The organism is Streptomyces sp. NPDC002994, assembly GCF_040611155.1.
Taxonomy (GTDB): Bacteria; Actinomycetota; Actinomycetes; order Streptomycetales; family Streptomycetaceae; genus Streptomyces.
Genome location: NZ_JBEXNQ010000018.1, coordinates 42,167 through 58,116 on the forward strand (window position 1 = coordinate 42,167; position 15,950 = coordinate 58,116).

Below are 15,950 nucleotides of genomic sequence, written 5' to 3' on the forward strand. Positions count from 1 at the left end.
GTTTACGGGTGCGCGCGGGCGAGATTGGCCCACAAGAGTGATCCGGGCCGGGGTGAGGGGCTTTTTCCCCACCCACCCCGCCCCTTCCCGCTGTGTCATTTTGCGGCTCCGCCGCGTGCTGGGGGCAAGCCCCCAGCCTTGGGACGCCCTGCGGGCGTGTCCTCAAACGCCGGACGGGCTGGATGTTCCGCGGAAACCAAGCCCGTCCGGCGATTGAGGGCCGGGGTCCGGGGCGGAGCCCCGGGTGGTGCGGGTGCGGGCTAGTCGCCCGTCGTGCCGTCTATGCGCTCACGCAGGAAATCGGCGTGGCCGTTGTGGCGGGCGTACTCCTCGATCATGTGGACGTAGATCCACCGGAGGTTGTAGGGCTTCCCGGTGCGGTGTTTGCCCTCGCCGATGTAGTCCAGTGAGTGCGGCGCGGCAAGCTCGCGCGCCCTGTCGATCGCGGCCCGCCAGGCGGTGTGCGCCTCTTCCCAGGTGTCCTGGTCGGTGAAATGGAAGTCGCCGTCCGGGTTCTCGTCGCTGTAGTAGAGCTTGGGGGCGTCCTCGTCGGAGAGCACCCGGTGGAACCAGCCCCGCTCGACCTCCGTCATGTGCCGTACGAGACCGAGCAGCGACATGTCCGAGGGCGGAACGGCAGTCTCCCGCAACTGCTCCTCGCTCAGGCCCGCGCACTTGAGCGCCAGCGTCTCGCGGTGGAACTCCAGCCAGCTTTCCAGCATCTCGCGTTCACCGGCGATGGTGGAGGGATCGATGCGCTCAGGAGTAGTCATGGCGGTCATCGTCACTCACCCCCTCCACTCGCCGCCAGCCCTTATGTGCCGACGCCCGGAGCGCCGAGCATCCCGCGCAGCAACTCACTGAACCCCTTGCGCAGTTCCTCTTCGCTGGGCACCGCCGAGTGGTACGCCCCCGCCGCGCAGGAGAACATCAGCCCCTCGCACCAGGCCACCAGGGACAGGGCGTGCCGTTCCGGTTCCTGCGAACCGGCCGCCGCCATCAGCTGGTTGAGCGGCTCGCGGAACCGGTGCCGGCCCGCCGCGTCGTAGAACGCACGCAGCTCGGGCCTGCGCGTCGCCTCCAGGCCGAGTTCGTAACGGGCCACGAGCAGCTCGCGGTGGTGCGTCAGGTGGCGGTGGAGGACGAGCGCGAGAGCGCCGATGATGCCGTCGAGCCCGGCCGACGGGGCGGGGATCTCGTCCAGGGCGAGCACCCGGGCCTCGCGCTCTGCCAGTCGGCGCACTGTCGCCTCCAGCAGCGCCTGGCGCGTGCGGGCGTAGTTGGACGTGGAGCCCTGCGGCAGCCCGGCACGTTCGTCCACCGCACGGTGGGTGAGCCCCCGCATGCCGCGCTCCACGAGCAGGGCCAGGGCGGCGTCGGTGATCAGCTCGGGGCGGGAGCGACCCGTGGCGGTGCGTGAGGTCATGGGAACAATCTATCGCGCCAACTACACCTGTAGTACGCTCGTGGAGTCACTACAGGTGTAGTTGCCGAGGAGTAGTCATGACCATCAGCAATGCCCAGCCCCGTGCCGTCGTCGTGGGAAGCGGAATCGGCGGGCTCACCGCCGCCGTCGCCCTCCACCAGCGTGGCTGGCAGGTCACCGTCCTGGAGCGCGCGGCAGCCGTGGAAGCCGTCGGCGCCGGGATCGGGCTCGCGCCCAACGGGCACCACGCCCTCGACGTCATCGGCCTCGGCGAGGAGATCCGCGAGCTGGCCGCCTGGCAGGGCGACGGCGGGGTGCGCGCCCCCGGCGGCCGCTGGCTCGCCCGTACGAACAGCTCCGCCGCCACCGAGCGCTTCGGCGGTCCCCTCGTCCTCGTCCACCGCGCCACCCTCATCGACCGCATCGCCGCCCGGCTGCCCGACGGCGCGGTACGCACCGGATCCCCCGCGACACTGGCCGATCCCGGCGTGGCGGGCGGCCGGCCCGCCGTGGTCACCACGCCCGACGGAGACGTCGAGGCCGACCTCGTCATCGGCGCCGACGGCATCAACTCCGCGACGCGCCGCGCCCTCTTCCCCGAACACCCCGGCCCCGTCTACGCCGGAATCACCACTTGGCGCGTCGTCGTACCGGCCCCCGCCGCCCCCTTCGAGCCCCACGAGACCTGGGGCCGCGGCGCCCTCTGGGGCAGCCAGCCGCTGAAGGACGGCCGGGTCTACGCGTACGCCGCCGCTGTGGCCCCCGCCGGAGGCCGCTCGGCCGACGGTGAGAAGGCCGAACTCCTGCGCAGGTTCGGCGACTGGCACCACCCCGTCCCCGCGATCCTTGACGCGGCCGACCCCGAGCGGGTCCTGCGGCACGACGTCCACCACCTGATCACCCCGCTCCCCGCCTTCCACCGCGGCAGGACCGCGCTGCTCGGCGACGCCGCGCACGCCATGGCACCCACCATGGGTCAGGGCGGCAACCAGGCCATCGAGGACGGCATCGTCCTCGCCCACCACCTCCCGGACGCGGACGAGCTCGGGACGGGCCTCGCGGCGTACTCCGCCGACCGGCTGCCGCGTACCACCGGCATCGTCCGCCAGTCCGCGAAGATCACCAAACTGATGTCGGTCCGCAGCGCCCCGGCCGTCGCCCTGCGCGACACCCTCATGATCCTCGCTGGCTTGGGTCCCGGTCTGGCCCTGCGCACCTTCGACGGCATCGCTAACTGGCTGCCGCCGCAGCGCACGTATGCTGCCGGGGCACGGGACCACCAGGTCCGGGATCACCACGTACAGCGTTAGGGAGGCCCCTGTGAAGGTCGGCGTCATCGGGCTCGGAGACATCGCGCAGAAGGCATACCTGCCCGTACTGACCACCCGGCCGGGGCTCGAACTGCACCTGCAGACCCGCACGCCCGCCACCCTCGCGCGGGTCGCCGTGACCTACCGCGTCCCCGACGGGCACTGCCACACGAGCCTCGACGCGCTGCTCACCCAGGGCCTGGACGCCGCCTTCGTGCACGCGCCCACCGCCGTGCACCCCGAGATCGTGACCCGCCTCCTGGAAGCGGGCGTACCGACGTACGTCGACAAACCGCTCGCGTACGAACTCCCCGAGTCCGAGCGGCTCGTGCGGCTCGCGGACGAGCGCGGCGTCAGCCTCGCCGTCGGCTTCAACCGCCGACTCGCCCCCGGGTACGCGCAGTGCGCCGAGCACCCGCGCGACCTGATCATCATGCAGAAGAACCGCGTCGGCCTGCCCGAGGACTCGCGCAGCCTCGTCCTCGACGACTTCATCCACGTCGTCGACACCCTGCGCTTCCTGGTCCCCGGCACGGTCGACCACATCGACGTACGGGCCAAGGTGGTCGGGGGCCTGGTCCACCACGTCGTCCTCCAGCTCTCCGGCGACGGGTTCACCGCGATCGGCACCATGAACCGGATGAACGGCTCCACCGAGGAGATCCTCGAAGTCTCCGGCCAGAACGCCAAGCGCCAGGTCATCAACCTCGCCGAGGTCATCGACCACAAGGGGCAGCCGACCGTGCGCCGCCGCGGCGACTGGGTGCCGGTGGCGCACCAGCGCGGCATCGAGCAGTCCGTCGATTCGTTCCTCGACGCCGTACGGGCCGGAAAGCTGCTCAGCGCCCAGGACGCGCTGCTGACGCACGAGCTGTGCGAGCGGGTGGTCCGGGCGGCCGAGGAGCAGCAGGCCGCCTGAGAATCCGTACGCCCTCGGCCGCCCCCAGCAGAACCAGTACGGCGAGCGCGCCGTGGACGGCCCAGTCGCCCGCGCCGACGTACGCCGTCCTGCCCTCGGCCAGCGGGATGTCGTACACCGCGGACGTGCTCTCGTCCGTCCCCAGCGGCGAGCCGACGCGCTCGCCGCCGGGGCCGAACACCGAGCTGACGCCGGTGAGCGTCGCGTGCACCACCGGGCGTCCGTTCTCGGCGGCCCGCAGCGCCGCGAGGGAGGCGTGCTGCTCGGGGGCCCAGCTGTTCTGGAAGGTCGACGTGGCCGACTGGGTGACGAGCACCTGCGCGCCGCCACGGGTCAGTTCCCTGCTCATGTCGGGGAACGCCGACTCGAAGCACACCAGAGGACCGACGCGCAGCCCGCCGGTGGCGCCGCCGCCGGGCAGTGTCATCACCACGGGGTTCGTGCCGCGCCTGCGGTCCTCGTCGGCGGCCTTGCCCACCGAGGTCGCCCAGCCGAGCACGGAACGCGCCGGGACGTACTCGCCGAAGGGGACCAGGCGCATCTTGTCGTAGCGCTCGCTGGTGACACCCTGCGGTCCGACCAGCACCGAGCTCTTGAAGATGCCGGGCCGGTCGGAGCGCCGCGCGTCGACATTGACCAGCACGTGTGCGTCAACGAGCCGGGAGAGGTCGGCGAGCCTGGCCGCGAGGTCGGGGCGTTCGGTCAGATCCGCGCCGACGCTGCTCTCGCCCCAGACCACCAGATCGAGATCCTGCCCCGCCAGGTCGCGGGTCAGCGCCTCGCCGCGCGCGAAGCGCTGTTCGGGACGGTCCCCGCCGCTGACGACACCGGGCTGTACGACCGCGACCCGCACCCGGCCGGACTGCTCGGGGCGCGGCGCCCACGCCCACACCGCGCCCGCCGCGACCGCGCAGGCCGTCAGGGCGGCCACCACGGGTGTACGGGCCGGGGGCACCGCCAGCAGCACGACGACGCCGGTGTTGACCGCGACCACCAGCAGGCTCACCAGCCACACACCGCCGACCGAGGCCAGCCGCAGCGCCGGGGCGACCTCCCACTGGCTCGAACCGAGCAGCCCCCAGGGACCGCCCAACCCCTCCCAGGACCTGACGAGTTCGGCCATCAGCCAGCCGGAGGGGACGACGACGAGCGCGGCCGTCGCACGGCGGGCCGACGGTGTCCCGCCCAGCATCGAGCGGACCAGCCAGCCCCAGGGCAGCCACAGCAGCGCGACCAGCGCGGCCAGCACCACGATGAACACATGCAGGCTCGGCATCAGCCAGTGATGCGCGGCGATCATGAACCCGGTGCCGCCGAGCCAGCCGTCCAGCGCCGCCCGCCGGCCCGTCGGCGCGGAGCGGATCAGCAGCATCCACGGCACGAGGGCGACGTACGCGAACCACCAGAGGGAGGGTGCGGGGAAGGCGAGCGCGGGCAGCGCGCCGAGCGCCACCGCGGCGGCGCCGCGCCACCAGGGCGACGACGGCCACTCCCACCGGCCGGCCCGAATCCGCATGCGGCTCCTCCTCGTCCTGCCGTTCAGCTCCGTGAGGAGTCCCGGAGCAGTCCCTGCCCCCAGTGTGGGGTAGCGCGCCGATCGCGGACACCGGGGCGCGTCTCATGTCGTACGCCGCCACTTCTCCCGCACGACCACGGAGCGCAGCCGCCAGCCGCCCTCCATACGCAGCAGGCTGAACGCGTAGCGTCCGCCGGACATGAAGTTCGGCTCGGTCGACGGCACGGAGCCGTTGTCCCTGCCGTCGGCGGGCGCGGTTTCGAGCCGCATGGGGTTCACGTAGTCGGCCTGGAGTTCCGCCCGGTCCCCGGTGTCGCCGTTGACATCTTCGAGCCGCAGACGCCGGTTGACGATGAGGTGCTGGCGTACGGGAAAGAGCCGCATCGTCTCCATCAGCCAGCCCGCGACTTCGGCGGCCGGTCCCTCGATGCCGCCGGCCGTGCGGTAGTCGGCCCGGCCGTCAGGGGTGAACAGGGCGCGGTATTCGAGCCAGTTGGCGTCGTCCACGGCCACCGCGTACCCGGTGATCACTGCGTCGATGGCCAGTCGGTCCATCACGGTCGCGAGCTCTACACGCTGCGTCATCGGCTCAGTCTCCGGCAGCGAGTGTCCTCAAGCCAAGTGCCGTGCACGCCAAGGGCTGTCAGGGGGTGACGATCGCGAAGTCCTTCGGGGGCCGGGTCACCAGGCCGAACAGCCGACTCAGCGCCCGCGAGGACGCCGAGCAGCTGCGGCTTGGTGAGCGTCAGCGTCAGCTGCGCGGGCGTACGGACCTGCGAGCCGTCCAGGGCGCTGCGCTGGGTGAGAGCGCCGTTGTGGAGGGTGAGCCGGTAGCGGCGGGCCTCGTCGGTCAGCCGCAGGTCGATGACGAGGTCTTCGTTCCAGGCGCGCGGGCCGTCGATGCGCGCCGCGATCGAGCCGATGAGCTGGACAACACTGAGCGCCATCGCCATGCCGGGGTTGCTGGTGTCCAGCAGAACGCCGACCCTTCCGTCCGCCGCTGTGACGACGGCGGGGGTGAGGCACCCCAGAAAGCCGCGGTCAGCGTTCTCGAAATCCCGGGTGTCGGAGAAGGGAAGATCGAGGTCACGCTGTGTGACCTCAGGGCGAAGTGCTGGTGAGGGCGGTGCCCATGAGCACCGTAGGGGAGGCGGTACGACGGCCGAGTGGAGAGCCGGGAAGCGGGTCCGGGGCGCGGCTAGGCCGCTTCGGCGACCTCTCCGCGCACGGCCGCGGCCCACCGCAGGAGCAGGATCTCGTACTCGTCCGCAGGCCATGCCTCGTCCGCGCGCGACTCGACCAGAGCGCGAATTGCCTCATTCGCCTCGGTCAGGGGCCGCACGGATCCAACCGGCGGGGGAGAGCGGTACATGCGATAAGACTACGTCCAGGCACTGACAGTGAGCACCAGAACGGCAGTGGCTTTCCTCGCACTAAAGTTGATCTCCGGGCACCGGGCGGCGGTGCCCGGACACGTACCAGGAGATCACGCACCTTGTCCGAGCAGCGCGTTCATGCGGAATCCGACCCTGGCCGAGGCGCCCTCGAACTGCGCGCGGACTGTGCGAACTGCTTCGGACTGTGTTGTGTCGCACTGGCCTTCACGGCCTCCGCCGACTTCGCGATGGACAAGGACGCCGGGCAGCCCTGCCCGAACCTCCAGGCGGACTTCCGCTGCGGTATTCACCAGCGCCTGAGGCCTCAGGGCTTCCAGGGCTGCACGGTGTACGACTGCTTCGGCGCGGGGCAGCAGATCTCCCAGGTCACGTACGCCGGACAGGACTGGCGCCAGGCCCCCGGCACCGCGCAGCAGATGTTCGCGCTGCTCCCGGTCGTGCGGCAGCTCCACGAGCTGCTCTGGTACCTGACCGAGGCGCTGGAGCTGGAACCGGCCCGCGCCCTCCACGGTGACCTGCGCGACGCGCTGACCAGGATCGAGCGCCTCGTGCAGGGCAGTCCGGACGAGCTCCTGGCCCTGGACGTGGCAGCACACCGTAGCGACGTCAGCGTTCTCCTTCTGCGTACGAGCGAACTCGTGCGAGCCGGTGTCACGAAGAAGAGGAAGAAGGACCGCAGGGGAGCCGACCTCATAGGCGCCGGCCTCAAGGGCGCCGACCTGCACGGCGCGAACCTCAGGGGCGCCTACCTCATCGGCGCCGACCTCAGGGGCGCCGACCTGAGGGTGGCCGACCTGATCGGGGCGGACTTCCGCGACGCCGACCTGTCGGGCGCCGACCTCACGGGGAGTTTCTTCCTCACCCAGTCGCAGCTGAACGCGGCGAAGGGCGACGCCGGCACCAGGCTCCCGCCCGCGCTGACGCGCCCTTCGCACTGGTGAGCTTTTTCAGCCCCGCGGATCAGCCCGCCGACTCGCCCGCGTGCGGGCTCAGAGTGTCCGTACCGACCAGGATGAACAGCACGATGCCGAGAATGATCCGGTAGATCACGAACGGCATGAAGCTCTTGGTCGTGATGAACTTCATGAACCACGCGATCACGGCATAACCGACAACAAAGGCGATGATCGTCGCGAAGATCGTCGGCCCCCACGACACATGGCCGCCCTCGCTCGCGTCCTTGAGCTCGAAGACGCCGGACGCCAGCACCGCGGGGATGGCGAGCAGGAACGAATAGCGCGCCGCCGCCTCGCGGGTGTAGCCCATCAGCAGTCCGCCGCTGATCGTCGCGCCGGAGCGCGAGACGCCCGGGATCAGGGCCATGGCCTGGCAGATGCCGAAGATCAGGCCGTCCCGTACGCCGAGTTCCTTGAGCGTCTTGCGCTCCCGGATCGCGCGGTGCTTGCCGCCGGCCTCGTCGCGCGCCGCGAGGCGGTCGGCGACACCGAGGACGATGCCCATGACGATCAGGGTGGTGGCGATCAGCCGCAGGTCGCGGAACGGGCCCTCGATCTGGTCCTTGAAGGTGACGCCGAGTACGCCGATGGGGATGGAGCCCACGATGACGAGCCAGCCCATCTGGGCGTCATGGTCGCCGCGCATCGACTTGTCGACGAGGGACTTGCACCACGCGGAGACGATCCGGGCGATGTCCTTGCGGAAGTAGATGAGGACGGCCGCCTCGGTGCCGATCTGGGTGATCGCGGTGAAGGCCGCCCCCGGGTCGTGCCAGCCGGCGAAGGCCGCTGTGAGCCGCAGATGGGCGCTCGACGAGATCGGCAGAAACTCGGTGAGCCCCTGGACGAGTCCGAGGATGAATGATTCGAACCAACTCATGGGGCTAAGGCCGTCCCGGATGTATTTGTGCAGCGGCGTGCAGCGTGCAGGTGCAGTCAAGGTCAGTTGGTGCGCAGCGTATCGCCCGAAGATGTCGGCGCTGAGGGAAGCCCCCGACTGCTACCCGATCAGGCGGAGAGGGCCTACTCGCCGCGCAGGCGGTGGCGCTTGCGCCAGGCGACCACCGCCGCGGCGAGACCCGACAGCGCGATGAAGCCCATCGCGATCAGGAACGCGGGCGACGTCGGGGACGAGGCGCTGCTTCCCGCGATGACGTACGCCGCCGTATTCGGGATCGAACCGATCCCCGTGGCCAGCAGGAAGGGCAGCCACCCCATGCGGGAAACCGCGGCGCAGTAGTTGGCGGCGGCGAACGGCACACCCGGGAACAGCCGGATGGCGAGCATCGTGCGGAAACCGTGCCGGCTCAGCTGACCGTCCGCCGCGAGCAGTGCCCGCCCCCGCAGCAGCGGACGCAGCGCGCCCTGGCCCAGCGTCCGGCCGAGGCCGAAGGAGATTCCCGCGCCGACGACCGTTCCCGCGACGGCGGCCACGAGCCCCGCCTGTGAGCCGAAGAGGGCGCCCGCGGCCAGGTTGAGGATCGGGCGCGGTACGAACGCCGCCGTGCACAGCCCGTACGCGACACCGAAGAGCACCACGGCGGCCGCGCCGCTCAGCTGCGGCGGCCACCCCGCGCTCAGCAGCCGCTGCGGTTCGAAGATCAGCACGGTCGTCACCGCTGCCGCGAGCATCAACACCAGCAGCGACAGCCGCGACCACGGGGAGAGCAGTGTCCTGGTGCAGCGGACGGTGAACCCTGCGGGCGCGGGCGGGGCGGCGGTGTCGAGCATCCGGGGAGACTAACCGACAAGCGCATGTGATCGCCGTAACGCGCACCGCACGAGGCGGTCGCGCGGTCAACGCGTCGCGGATAAATCGTTCGACGCGCGGGTGTCCGTCGGCGAGGATCAACGCATGTTCAGGCACGCCTTCCTCGCAGCGCGGACCGCAGTCGCGGCCGCGCCGAAGGCTGCCCCGTACACCCTCGCCACCACCGCAGTCGCAGCGGCCGTCGCAGTCGCAGCGGCATTCGTGGCCGCAGTCGCAGCTGCCGCGGCGCCCTTCGGCGGCGCCCGAAGCTGACCCTTCCCGGATCGTCCGGCGGACCCCACAGGGGGAGGGTCGGCAAGGCCCAGGGGTCCCCATCACGCTTCGACCTTCCGAGGGAAGATCACCATGCCCAAGACGGCATACGTACGCACCAAGCCGCACCTGAACATCGGCACCATGGGCCACGTCGACCACGGCAAGACCACACTGACCGCCGCCATCACCAAGGTCCTCAGCGAGCGCGGGACCGGCAGCAGCACTTCTTACGTTTCGTTCGACCGGATCGACCGGGCCCCCGAGGAGGCGCTGCGCGGCATCACCATCAACATCGCGCACGTCGAGTACGAGACCGACACCCGGCACTACGCGCATGTCGACATGCCCGGCCACGCCGACTACGTGAAGAACATGGTCACCGGGGCAGCCCAGCTCGACGGGGCGATCCTCGTCGTGTCGGCGCTCGACGGGATCATGCCACAGACCGCCGAGCACGTCCTGCTCGCCCGCCAGGTCGGCGTCGACCACATCGTCGTCGCCCTCAACAAGGCCGACGCCGGTGATGAGGAGCTGACCGACCTCGTAGAGCTCGAGGTGCGCGACCTGCTGTCCGCGCACGGCTACGGCGGCGACGCCGTGCCGGTCGTGCGGGTGTCCGGGCTCAGGGCGCTGGAGGGCGACCCGCGGTGGACGGCGGCGATCGAGGCGCTGCTGGACGCGGTGGACACGTACGTACCGATTCCGGAGCGCTACACGGACGCGCCTTTCCTCATGCCCGTCGAGAACGTGCTGACGATCACCGGGCGCGGCACAGTCGTCACCGGTGCCGTCGAGCGCGGCACGATCAGGGTCGGTGACCGGGTGGAAGTCCTGGGCGCGGAGGCTGAAACGGTGGTGACCGGTCTGGAGACCTTCGGGAAGCCGATGGAGTCCGCCGAGGCGGGGGACAACGTCGCGCTGCTGCTGCGCGGTGTGCCGCGCGACGCGGTGCGCCGCGGGCATGTGGTGGCGGCGCCCGGCAGCGTCACGCCCATCAGGCGCTTCACCGCGCAGGTGTACGTCCTGTCGGCGCGTGAGGGCGGGCGTACGACGCCTGTCACGACTGGCTACCGGCCGCAGTTCTACATCCGTACCGCGGACGTCGTCGGCGACATCGACCTCGGCGAAACGGCTGTCGCACGCCCCGGCGACACGGTCACGGTGACCGTCGAGCTGGGCCGTGAGGTGCCGCTGGAGCCGGGCCTCGGCTTCGCGATCCGGGAAGGCGGACGCACGGTGGGCGCGGGCACGGTGACGGGCCTGGTTGCCTGAGGCGCGTCCGTCCCCGCTGGGGCTCCGCCCAGGCCTCGGTCCTCAAAGGCCGGGGTCTGGGCGGGGTGACCCGCGGCGCACAATGGTGGGGTGGACGAGCCGATACCCGTGATCCAGGACGTGGACTGGGGCACCGCCAAACTGATGCCCGACGTGGACCGGCCGCGGGCCTGGCTGCTGACGGTCGACGGTGCGCCCCAGTCGTACGTCGACCTGGAGGACCCGGCCCACCTGGAGTTCGAGTACGCGCGACGGCTGGCCCATGTCGTCGACTGCGCGGCAGAGGAGGGCGTACCCCTCGACGTCCTGCATCTCGGCGGCGGCGGCCTCTCGCTGCCCCGCTACACGGCCGCCACCAGGCCGGGCTCGCGCCAGGACGTCGTGGAGGCCGACCGGGGCCTGCTGGCGCTCGTCGCCGAGCACCTGCCGCTGCCCGAGGGGTCCGGCGTACGGGTGCATGGCGCCGACGCGCGCCAGTGGCTCGAAAACGCCCCCACCGCGTCCGCCGACGTCATCGTCGCGGACGTCTTCGGCGGTTCCCGGGTGCCCGCACATCTCACGTCCGTCGAGTACGCACGCCTGGCCGAACGCGTCCTGCGTCCTGGCGGGATCTACGCCGCCAACCTCGCGGACGGCGCGCCCTTCGCGTTCCTCCGCTCCCAAGTGGCCACCTTCGCGGGCGTCTTCGAAGAGGTCGCCCTGATCGCCGAACCGGGTGTGCTGCGCGGTCGCCGCTTCGGCAACGCGGTGCTGATCGCCTCGCACGCCTCCATCGACACGGCGGCCCTCGCCCGCAGGACCGCCGCCGACGTGTTCCCCGCGCGCGTGGAGAGCGGCCCCGCGCTGGCGCGTTTCATCAGGGGCGCGACGGCCGTACGGGACGTCGACGCGGTGGAGTCACCCGAGCCGCCCGGCGGGGCCTTCAGCATCGGCTGACACGGCCAAGGCGGCCTCCGTCTTCGCCACTTCCCCTTCATACCTACGGCGCGTCAGATTCCGTACGTCGGGGACGAACAGCACCGCGGCCGTGACGAGGACCACCAGCGCCCCGCCACCGCCGTCGCCAGCGGCAGCATCGCGACCGAGCCGAACCAGTCGTACGCCGACACCCGCGAGGACTTCTGCTCCGGGATCTCCTGGTGAAGCGCCGTCATCCAGGAGACGCCGAACACCTCGATGGCGACGCCGCTGAAGAACATCACCGCGGCGAGACCGGCCACCGGCAGTGGCACGGCGAGCGCCGCCGACGGCAGGGGCAGCGGGAAGTGGGGGTGCGGGGTCAGTCGGCCAGCCGGACGGTACTGAGGATCTGCCTGACGGTCGCGTCCGGCAGCTCGTCCTTGACGCCCTTCGAGGTGAACAGGCTCCAGACGGCGAAGTCACCGTTGGCGTTCTTGAAGGCGAAGGCGATCGACTTGCCGTCGGTGTCGCACTTGGTCTTCTTCTTGACGCCCGTGACGGTGGCGACGGAAACGCTGCCCTCGAGCCCGGACTTGGCGGTGAACGGCGTGGCCTTGGAGATCTTGAACGTGCCGGTCTCCTCCTGGTCGTAACCGGCGAAGACCCATGCCCCGGCCACGTTCTCGGCCTCGGGACCGGTCGTGCTCGCCCCGTTCGCGCCCCGGGTCCCGGCGGCCCCGAGCAGACTGTTCTTGCCGCACCATCCGCTCTTGAAGTAGGCCGGTGCGGAGACCGAGACAAGGGGCTTGTCCTTGTCGTCCGTGAAGCTGATGCTCTGCCCGGGCGACTGCACCTCCCACTCCGGCGGTACGTCGAAGCGAGTGGCGTACTTCGGGTTGGTCACGACCTTCCAGCCGGGAATCGTCGGCTCGGCCCCCTCGACCGAGCCGCCGCGTGGATTCTCGGCGGGAGAGGCGGGTGAGGCGGGAGCGGAGGGCTCCTCGGGCGTGGCGGAGGGCGGCGACGATGTCTCTTTGTCGCCTGCCCGGGTGGAGCCGCCCTTGTCGTCCTTTCCCAGGACCACCACGCCGGTGATCACGGCCGCCGCGACGACGGCGGTGGCGGCGACGATCGCGATGACGGTGGTCTTCTTCCCGTTGCCGCCCGGCGGCCGGAGACCACCCGGCGGCATCGGCGGCGCGTACTGCGGCGCGGCCGGCTGCTGGTAAGGATTCGGCTGCTGATAGCCGGCCGGCGGGTGACCGGGCTGCTGGTACCCCGACTGCTGGTAACCAGGCTGCTGGTACGGGTTCTGGTTCGCGTCCTGCGGGTTCTGCTCGCCCCCGGGCGGCTGCTGTCCTGGCCACATGGCCAGTAACGATAGGGGTGAACGGCGGCAGTCGTAACGTCCGCCCCCCGAGGGGATGGCCAAGCTTGCCTACTCGCGGGTAACCTCGCGCTCCATGAGCGCAGATCAGATGTCAGTCGGCGACATGCTCGTCGCCACGGTTCCCATGGCCCGTACCCTCAACCTCGAGTTCCTGGAGACCACCGCGGAGCGCGCCGTGGTCCGTCTGCCGGACCGGGCCGACTACCACAACCACGTGGGCGGCCCGCACGCCGGCGCCATGTTCACCCTCGCCGAGTCGGCGAGCGGCGCCATCGTCATCGCCGCCTTCGGCGACCAGCTGTCGCGGGCCGTGCCGCTCGCCGTCAAGGCGGAGATCGGCTACAAGAAGCTCGCCATGGGCGTGGTCACCGCGACCGCGACGCTCGGCCGCCCGGTGGCGGACGTGGTCGCGGAGCTCGACGCCGGACAGCGCCCCGAGTTCCCGGTCGAGATCTCCATCCAGCGTGAGGACGGAGCCGTGACGGGCGAAATGACGGTTGTCTGGACGCTGCGTCCCAACAGCTGATCTCCGGCCTCGTGTGACGGGTGCGACCTCCCGGACGCCGTCACGGCACGGTGAGGTGCGGGTAGGCTGCCCGCCGTGTGCCACGGGGGCGCACGGCGGTAAGCCGCACCTTCCACGACGACAGGAACCGGCGTTGCACATCACGGAGTGGCTCGAGACCATCCCGGCGGTCAGTATTTACCTCCTGGTGGGGGTCGTCATCGGGCTGGAGAGTCTGGGCATTCCGCTGCCGGGCGAGATCGTTCTGGTCAGCTCGGCCCTGCTCGCCTCGCAGCACGGCGACATCGACCCGTACGTCCTCGGCGCGTGCGCCACGGCGGGCGCCATCATCGGTGACTCGATCGGTTACGCGATCGGGCGCAAGGGCGGCAGGCCGCTGCTGGCGAAACTGGGCCGCAAGTTCCCCAAGCACTTCAGCGAAGCCAACATCGCCATGGCGGAGCGTTCGTTCGAGAAGTGGGGCATGTGGGCGGTCTTCTTCGGCCGCTTCGTCGCACTGCTGCGGATCTTCGCGGGGCCGCTCGCGGGCGTACTGCGCATGCCGTACTGGAAGTTCCTCATCGCCAATGTCTTCGGCGGAATTCTGTGGGCCGGCGGCACCACGGCCGTCATCTACTCGGTGGGCGTGGTCGCTGAGGCGTGGCTCAAGCGCTTCTCCTGGCTGGGTCTGGTCGTCGCCGTGCTGTTCGGCCTGACCTCGATGCTCGTGCTCAAGAACCGCGCGAAGAAGGCCGCCGCCCAGGCAGAGGCGCAGTCGGCGGCCGCGGAGCTGTCCGCGGCCGCGGAGCGGTCGGAGGCCGCCGCACCGGAGAGGGTCGCGGCGACCGCCGAATGACGGCCGCCCGGCGCGGCTAGTCCGCTGGTCCGCCGGCCCGCTATTCCGCGTGCGCCTCGCGGTGGCCCTTGGCCAGCTCCAGGTACATCGCGGCGTTCAGCTTGATGCCCTCGCGCTCCTCGTCGGTCAGCTCCCGCTTCACCTTGGCGGGTACGCCCGCGACCAGCGAGCCCGGGGGCACTCGCATGCCCTGCGGCACGAGCGCCTGCGCCGCGATCAGTGATCCTGCGCCGATGTGCGCGCCGTTGAGCACCGTGGCGCCCATGCCGACCAGTACGTCGTCCTCGACCGTGCAGCCGTGCAGTACGGCGTTGTGCCCGACGGAGACGCGGTCGCCGACCGTGACGGGGAAGCCCGGGTCCACATGAACGGTGCAGTTGTCCTGGATGTTGCTGTCGGCGCCGAGGACGATCGGTCCGCAGTCGGCGCGCAGGACCGTGTGGTACCAGACGCTGGCGCCCGCGCCCAGCGTGACGTCTCCGATCACGACGGACGTCGGCGCGGCGAAGGCCGCCGGGTCGATCCTCGGCTCCTTGCCGCCCACGCCGGTGATCAAAGCCTGCTCTGCCATCGCGTGCTCCTTGGTTCTTCTGTGCCGGTCGGCCGCGCCAGGGAAACCGTAAGCGACGCCCTTGGGCCCAAGGATTGCCGGGTGGGGCGAACATCACAGCAGGCCACTCCGGGCCGCCCAGCTCCCGCCGACTACCGTGTGCGGGTGCCGAAGAACAGAAACACGTTCTCATCGTTGTCTGCGTTGGCTGCCTGGCGTCGCCGCCTGGTGACCAGCGCCGTACACGGCGGATGGAGCTGGGTCCAGCAGGCCGGAGCGGTCAGCGCGGAGCGCCCGGGGCGGCTGCGCTTCGGTTCGATCGGCACCGGAACGAAGCTCGCCTTCCCGCAGGGCACCGTCTTCGGCGAGGAGTGGATCCATCTCGGCGACCACTGCATCATCGGCGAGCAGGTCACGCTGACCGCCGGCATGATGCCCGGCCTGGACCTCGGCCCCGACCCGATCCTGCGGCTCGGCAACGGTGTGGTCCTGGGCCGTGGCAGTCACGTCATCGCCGATACGACGGTGACCATCGCGGACGACTGCTACTTCGGGCCGTTCGTGTACGTGACGTCCACGAACCACAGTTACGACGATCCGGACGTCCCCGTGGGCAAGCAGTGGCCCCGCATGGAACCGGTGGAGATCGGCCCGGGCTGCTGGATCGGCACCGGCGCCGTGATCCTCCCGGGCGCCCGTCTCGGCCGTAACGTCGTCGTCGCGGCGGGCGCGGTCGTGCGGGGCGAGGTCCCCGACCACGCGGTGGTGGCCGGGGCGCCGGCCCGGGTCGTACGCAGCTGGGACGCGGCGAAGGGCTGGCAGCCGCCGCTGCGGACGCCCGCGCCCGTACCGATCCCCGAGGGCGTCACTCCGGAGCAACTGCTGGCACTGGCCGACCTGGAGGCCGAAACCGCAGAGTGAGCCCGT

Annotated in this window: 19 protein-coding genes and 1 pseudogene; 9 read left to right on the plus strand and 11 right to left on the minus strand. The window is 70.9% G+C overall.

Annotation, left to right across the window (positions count from 1 at the left end; all coding sequences use genetic code 11):
• Nucleotides 1-260 precede the first annotated feature (260 nt).
• Both ABZX79_RS23830 and ABZX79_RS23835 read right to left on the minus strand, forming a co-directional pair.
• Nucleotides 261-773, minus strand: a complete 513-nt coding sequence (locus ABZX79_RS23830; protein WP_355261139.1) for a DinB family protein — start codon at nt 771-773, stop codon at nt 261-263.
• Between the two features lie 41 nt (nt 774-814).
• Nucleotides 815-1,426 carry a TetR family transcriptional regulator gene (locus ABZX79_RS23835; protein ID WP_355261142.1) on the minus strand — a complete coding sequence of 204 codons (612 nt, stop codon included), beginning with the start codon at nt 1,424-1,426 and terminating at the stop codon, nt 815-817.
• A gap of 77 nt (nt 1,427-1,503) precedes the next feature.
• On the opposite strand from ABZX79_RS23835, the gene ABZX79_RS23840 reads away from it, so the two are divergent.
• Both ABZX79_RS23840 and ABZX79_RS23845 read left to right on the plus strand, forming a co-directional pair.
• Nucleotides 1,504-2,736, plus strand: coding sequence for an FAD-dependent monooxygenase (locus ABZX79_RS23840; protein WP_355261145.1), 1,233 nt, complete (start codon nt 1,504-1,506; stop codon nt 2,734-2,736).
• 10 nt (nt 2,737-2,746) lie between these two features.
• A complete protein-coding gene (locus tag ABZX79_RS23845; protein WP_355261148.1) occupies nt 2,747-3,655 on the plus strand; it encodes a Gfo/Idh/MocA family oxidoreductase in 909 nt (302 codons plus the stop codon).
• Here the strand turns inward: ABZX79_RS23845 and lnt are convergent.
• From lnt to ABZX79_RS23865, 4 genes are all read right to left on the minus strand, one after another.
• Nucleotides 3,576-5,171 carry an apolipoprotein N-acyltransferase gene (gene lnt, locus ABZX79_RS23850; RefSeq protein WP_355261151.1) on the minus strand — a complete coding sequence of 532 codons (1,596 nt, stop codon included), beginning with the start codon at nt 5,169-5,171 and terminating at the stop codon, nt 3,576-3,578. The two genes, ABZX79_RS23845 and lnt, sit on opposite strands and share 80 nt — an antisense overlap.
• 102 nt (nt 5,172-5,273) lie before the next feature.
• Complete coding sequence (locus ABZX79_RS23855; protein ID WP_355261154.1) at nt 5,274-5,756, minus strand: nuclear transport factor 2 family protein; 483 nt, start codon at nt 5,754-5,756, stop codon at nt 5,274-5,276.
• Nucleotides 5,753-6,124, minus strand: a complete 372-nt coding sequence (locus ABZX79_RS23860; RefSeq protein WP_355261157.1) for an alkyl sulfatase C-terminal domain-containing protein — start codon at nt 6,122-6,124, stop codon at nt 5,753-5,755. Before ABZX79_RS23860 ends, ABZX79_RS23855 begins: the two co-directional genes overlap by 4 nt.
• Nucleotides 6,125-6,369: 245 nt before the next feature.
• Nucleotides 6,370-6,543, minus strand: coding sequence for a hypothetical protein (locus ABZX79_RS23865; protein WP_355261160.1), 174 nt, complete (start codon nt 6,541-6,543; stop codon nt 6,370-6,372).
• A gap of 123 nt (nt 6,544-6,666) precedes the next feature.
• Between ABZX79_RS23865 and ABZX79_RS23870 the strand changes: the two genes are divergently transcribed.
• On the plus strand, nt 6,667-7,509 hold the full coding sequence (locus ABZX79_RS23870) for a pentapeptide repeat-containing protein (protein ID WP_355261163.1): 843 nt from the start codon (nt 6,667-6,669) through the stop codon (nt 7,507-7,509).
• A gap of 19 nt (nt 7,510-7,528) precedes the next feature.
• Here the strand turns inward: ABZX79_RS23870 and ABZX79_RS23875 are convergent, their stop codons facing one another.
• Together ABZX79_RS23875 and ABZX79_RS23880 are read right to left on the minus strand one after the other, a co-directional pair.
• Nucleotides 7,529-8,404 carry an undecaprenyl-diphosphate phosphatase gene (locus ABZX79_RS23875; RefSeq protein ID WP_355261166.1) on the minus strand — a complete coding sequence of 292 codons (876 nt, stop codon included), beginning with the start codon at nt 8,402-8,404 and terminating at the stop codon, nt 7,529-7,531.
• Nucleotides 8,405-8,547: 143 nt separating this feature from the next.
• Nucleotides 8,548-9,255: a TVP38/TMEM64 family protein gene (locus tag ABZX79_RS23880; RefSeq protein ID WP_355261169.1), complete on the minus strand. Its 708-nt coding sequence runs from the start codon at nt 9,253-9,255 to the stop codon at nt 8,548-8,550.
• 124 nt (nt 9,256-9,379) lie between these two features.
• Between ABZX79_RS23880 and ABZX79_RS23885 the strand changes: the two genes are divergently transcribed.
• The 3 genes from ABZX79_RS23885 to ABZX79_RS23895 all read left to right on the plus strand — a co-directional run bounded on the left by ABZX79_RS23885 (nt 9,380) and on the right by ABZX79_RS23895 (nt 11,758).
• Nucleotides 9,380-9,547 carry a hypothetical protein gene (locus tag ABZX79_RS23885; protein ID WP_355261172.1) on the plus strand — a complete coding sequence of 56 codons (168 nt, stop codon included), beginning with the start codon at nt 9,380-9,382 and terminating at the stop codon, nt 9,545-9,547.
• 93 nt (nt 9,548-9,640) lie between these two features.
• Complete coding sequence (tuf, locus tag ABZX79_RS23890; RefSeq protein ID WP_355261175.1) at nt 9,641-10,822, plus strand: elongation factor Tu; 1,182 nt, start codon at nt 9,641-9,643, stop codon at nt 10,820-10,822.
• A gap of 90 nt (nt 10,823-10,912) precedes the next feature.
• Nucleotides 10,913-11,758 carry a fused MFS/spermidine synthase gene (locus tag ABZX79_RS23895; RefSeq protein ID WP_355261178.1) on the plus strand — a complete coding sequence of 282 codons (846 nt, stop codon included), beginning with the start codon at nt 10,913-10,915 and terminating at the stop codon, nt 11,756-11,758.
• Here ABZX79_RS23895 and ABZX79_RS23900 read toward each other — a convergent pair.
• Nucleotides 11,720-12,087 (minus strand): annotated as a pseudogene (locus ABZX79_RS23900) (MFS transporter); the annotation flags it as partial. The gene ABZX79_RS23895 and the pseudogene ABZX79_RS23900 sit on opposite strands and share 39 nt — an antisense overlap.
• A 14-nt stretch (nt 12,088-12,101) precedes the next feature.
• Nucleotides 12,102-13,091 (minus strand): hypothetical protein, encoded by a 990-nt coding sequence (locus tag ABZX79_RS23905; protein ID WP_355261181.1) that lies wholly within the window; start codon nt 13,089-13,091, stop codon nt 12,102-12,104.
• 109 nt (nt 13,092-13,200) lie between these two features.
• Between ABZX79_RS23905 and ABZX79_RS23910 the strand changes: the two genes are divergently transcribed.
• Nucleotides 13,201-13,638: a DUF4442 domain-containing protein gene (locus ABZX79_RS23910; protein WP_355261540.1), complete on the plus strand. Its 438-nt coding sequence runs from the start codon at nt 13,201-13,203 to the stop codon at nt 13,636-13,638.
• 133 nt (nt 13,639-13,771) lie between these two features.
• Entirely contained in the window at nt 13,772-14,473 is a 702-nt protein-coding gene (locus tag ABZX79_RS23915; protein ID WP_355261184.1) for a DedA family protein, read from the plus strand.
• A gap of 40 nt (nt 14,474-14,513) precedes the next feature.
• Here ABZX79_RS23915 and ABZX79_RS23920 read toward each other — a convergent pair whose 3' ends face one another.
• Entirely contained in the window at nt 14,514-15,044 is a 531-nt protein-coding gene (locus tag ABZX79_RS23920) for a gamma carbonic anhydrase family protein (RefSeq protein ID WP_355261187.1), read from the minus strand.
• A 144-nt stretch (nt 15,045-15,188) separates the two neighbouring features.
• On the opposite strand from ABZX79_RS23920, the gene ABZX79_RS23925 reads away from it, so the two are divergent.
• Nucleotides 15,189-15,944 carry an acyltransferase gene (locus ABZX79_RS23925; protein ID WP_355261190.1) on the plus strand — a complete coding sequence of 252 codons (756 nt, stop codon included), beginning with the start codon at nt 15,189-15,191 and terminating at the stop codon, nt 15,942-15,944.
• The last annotated feature ends 6 nt before the right edge of the window (nt 15,945-15,950 follow it).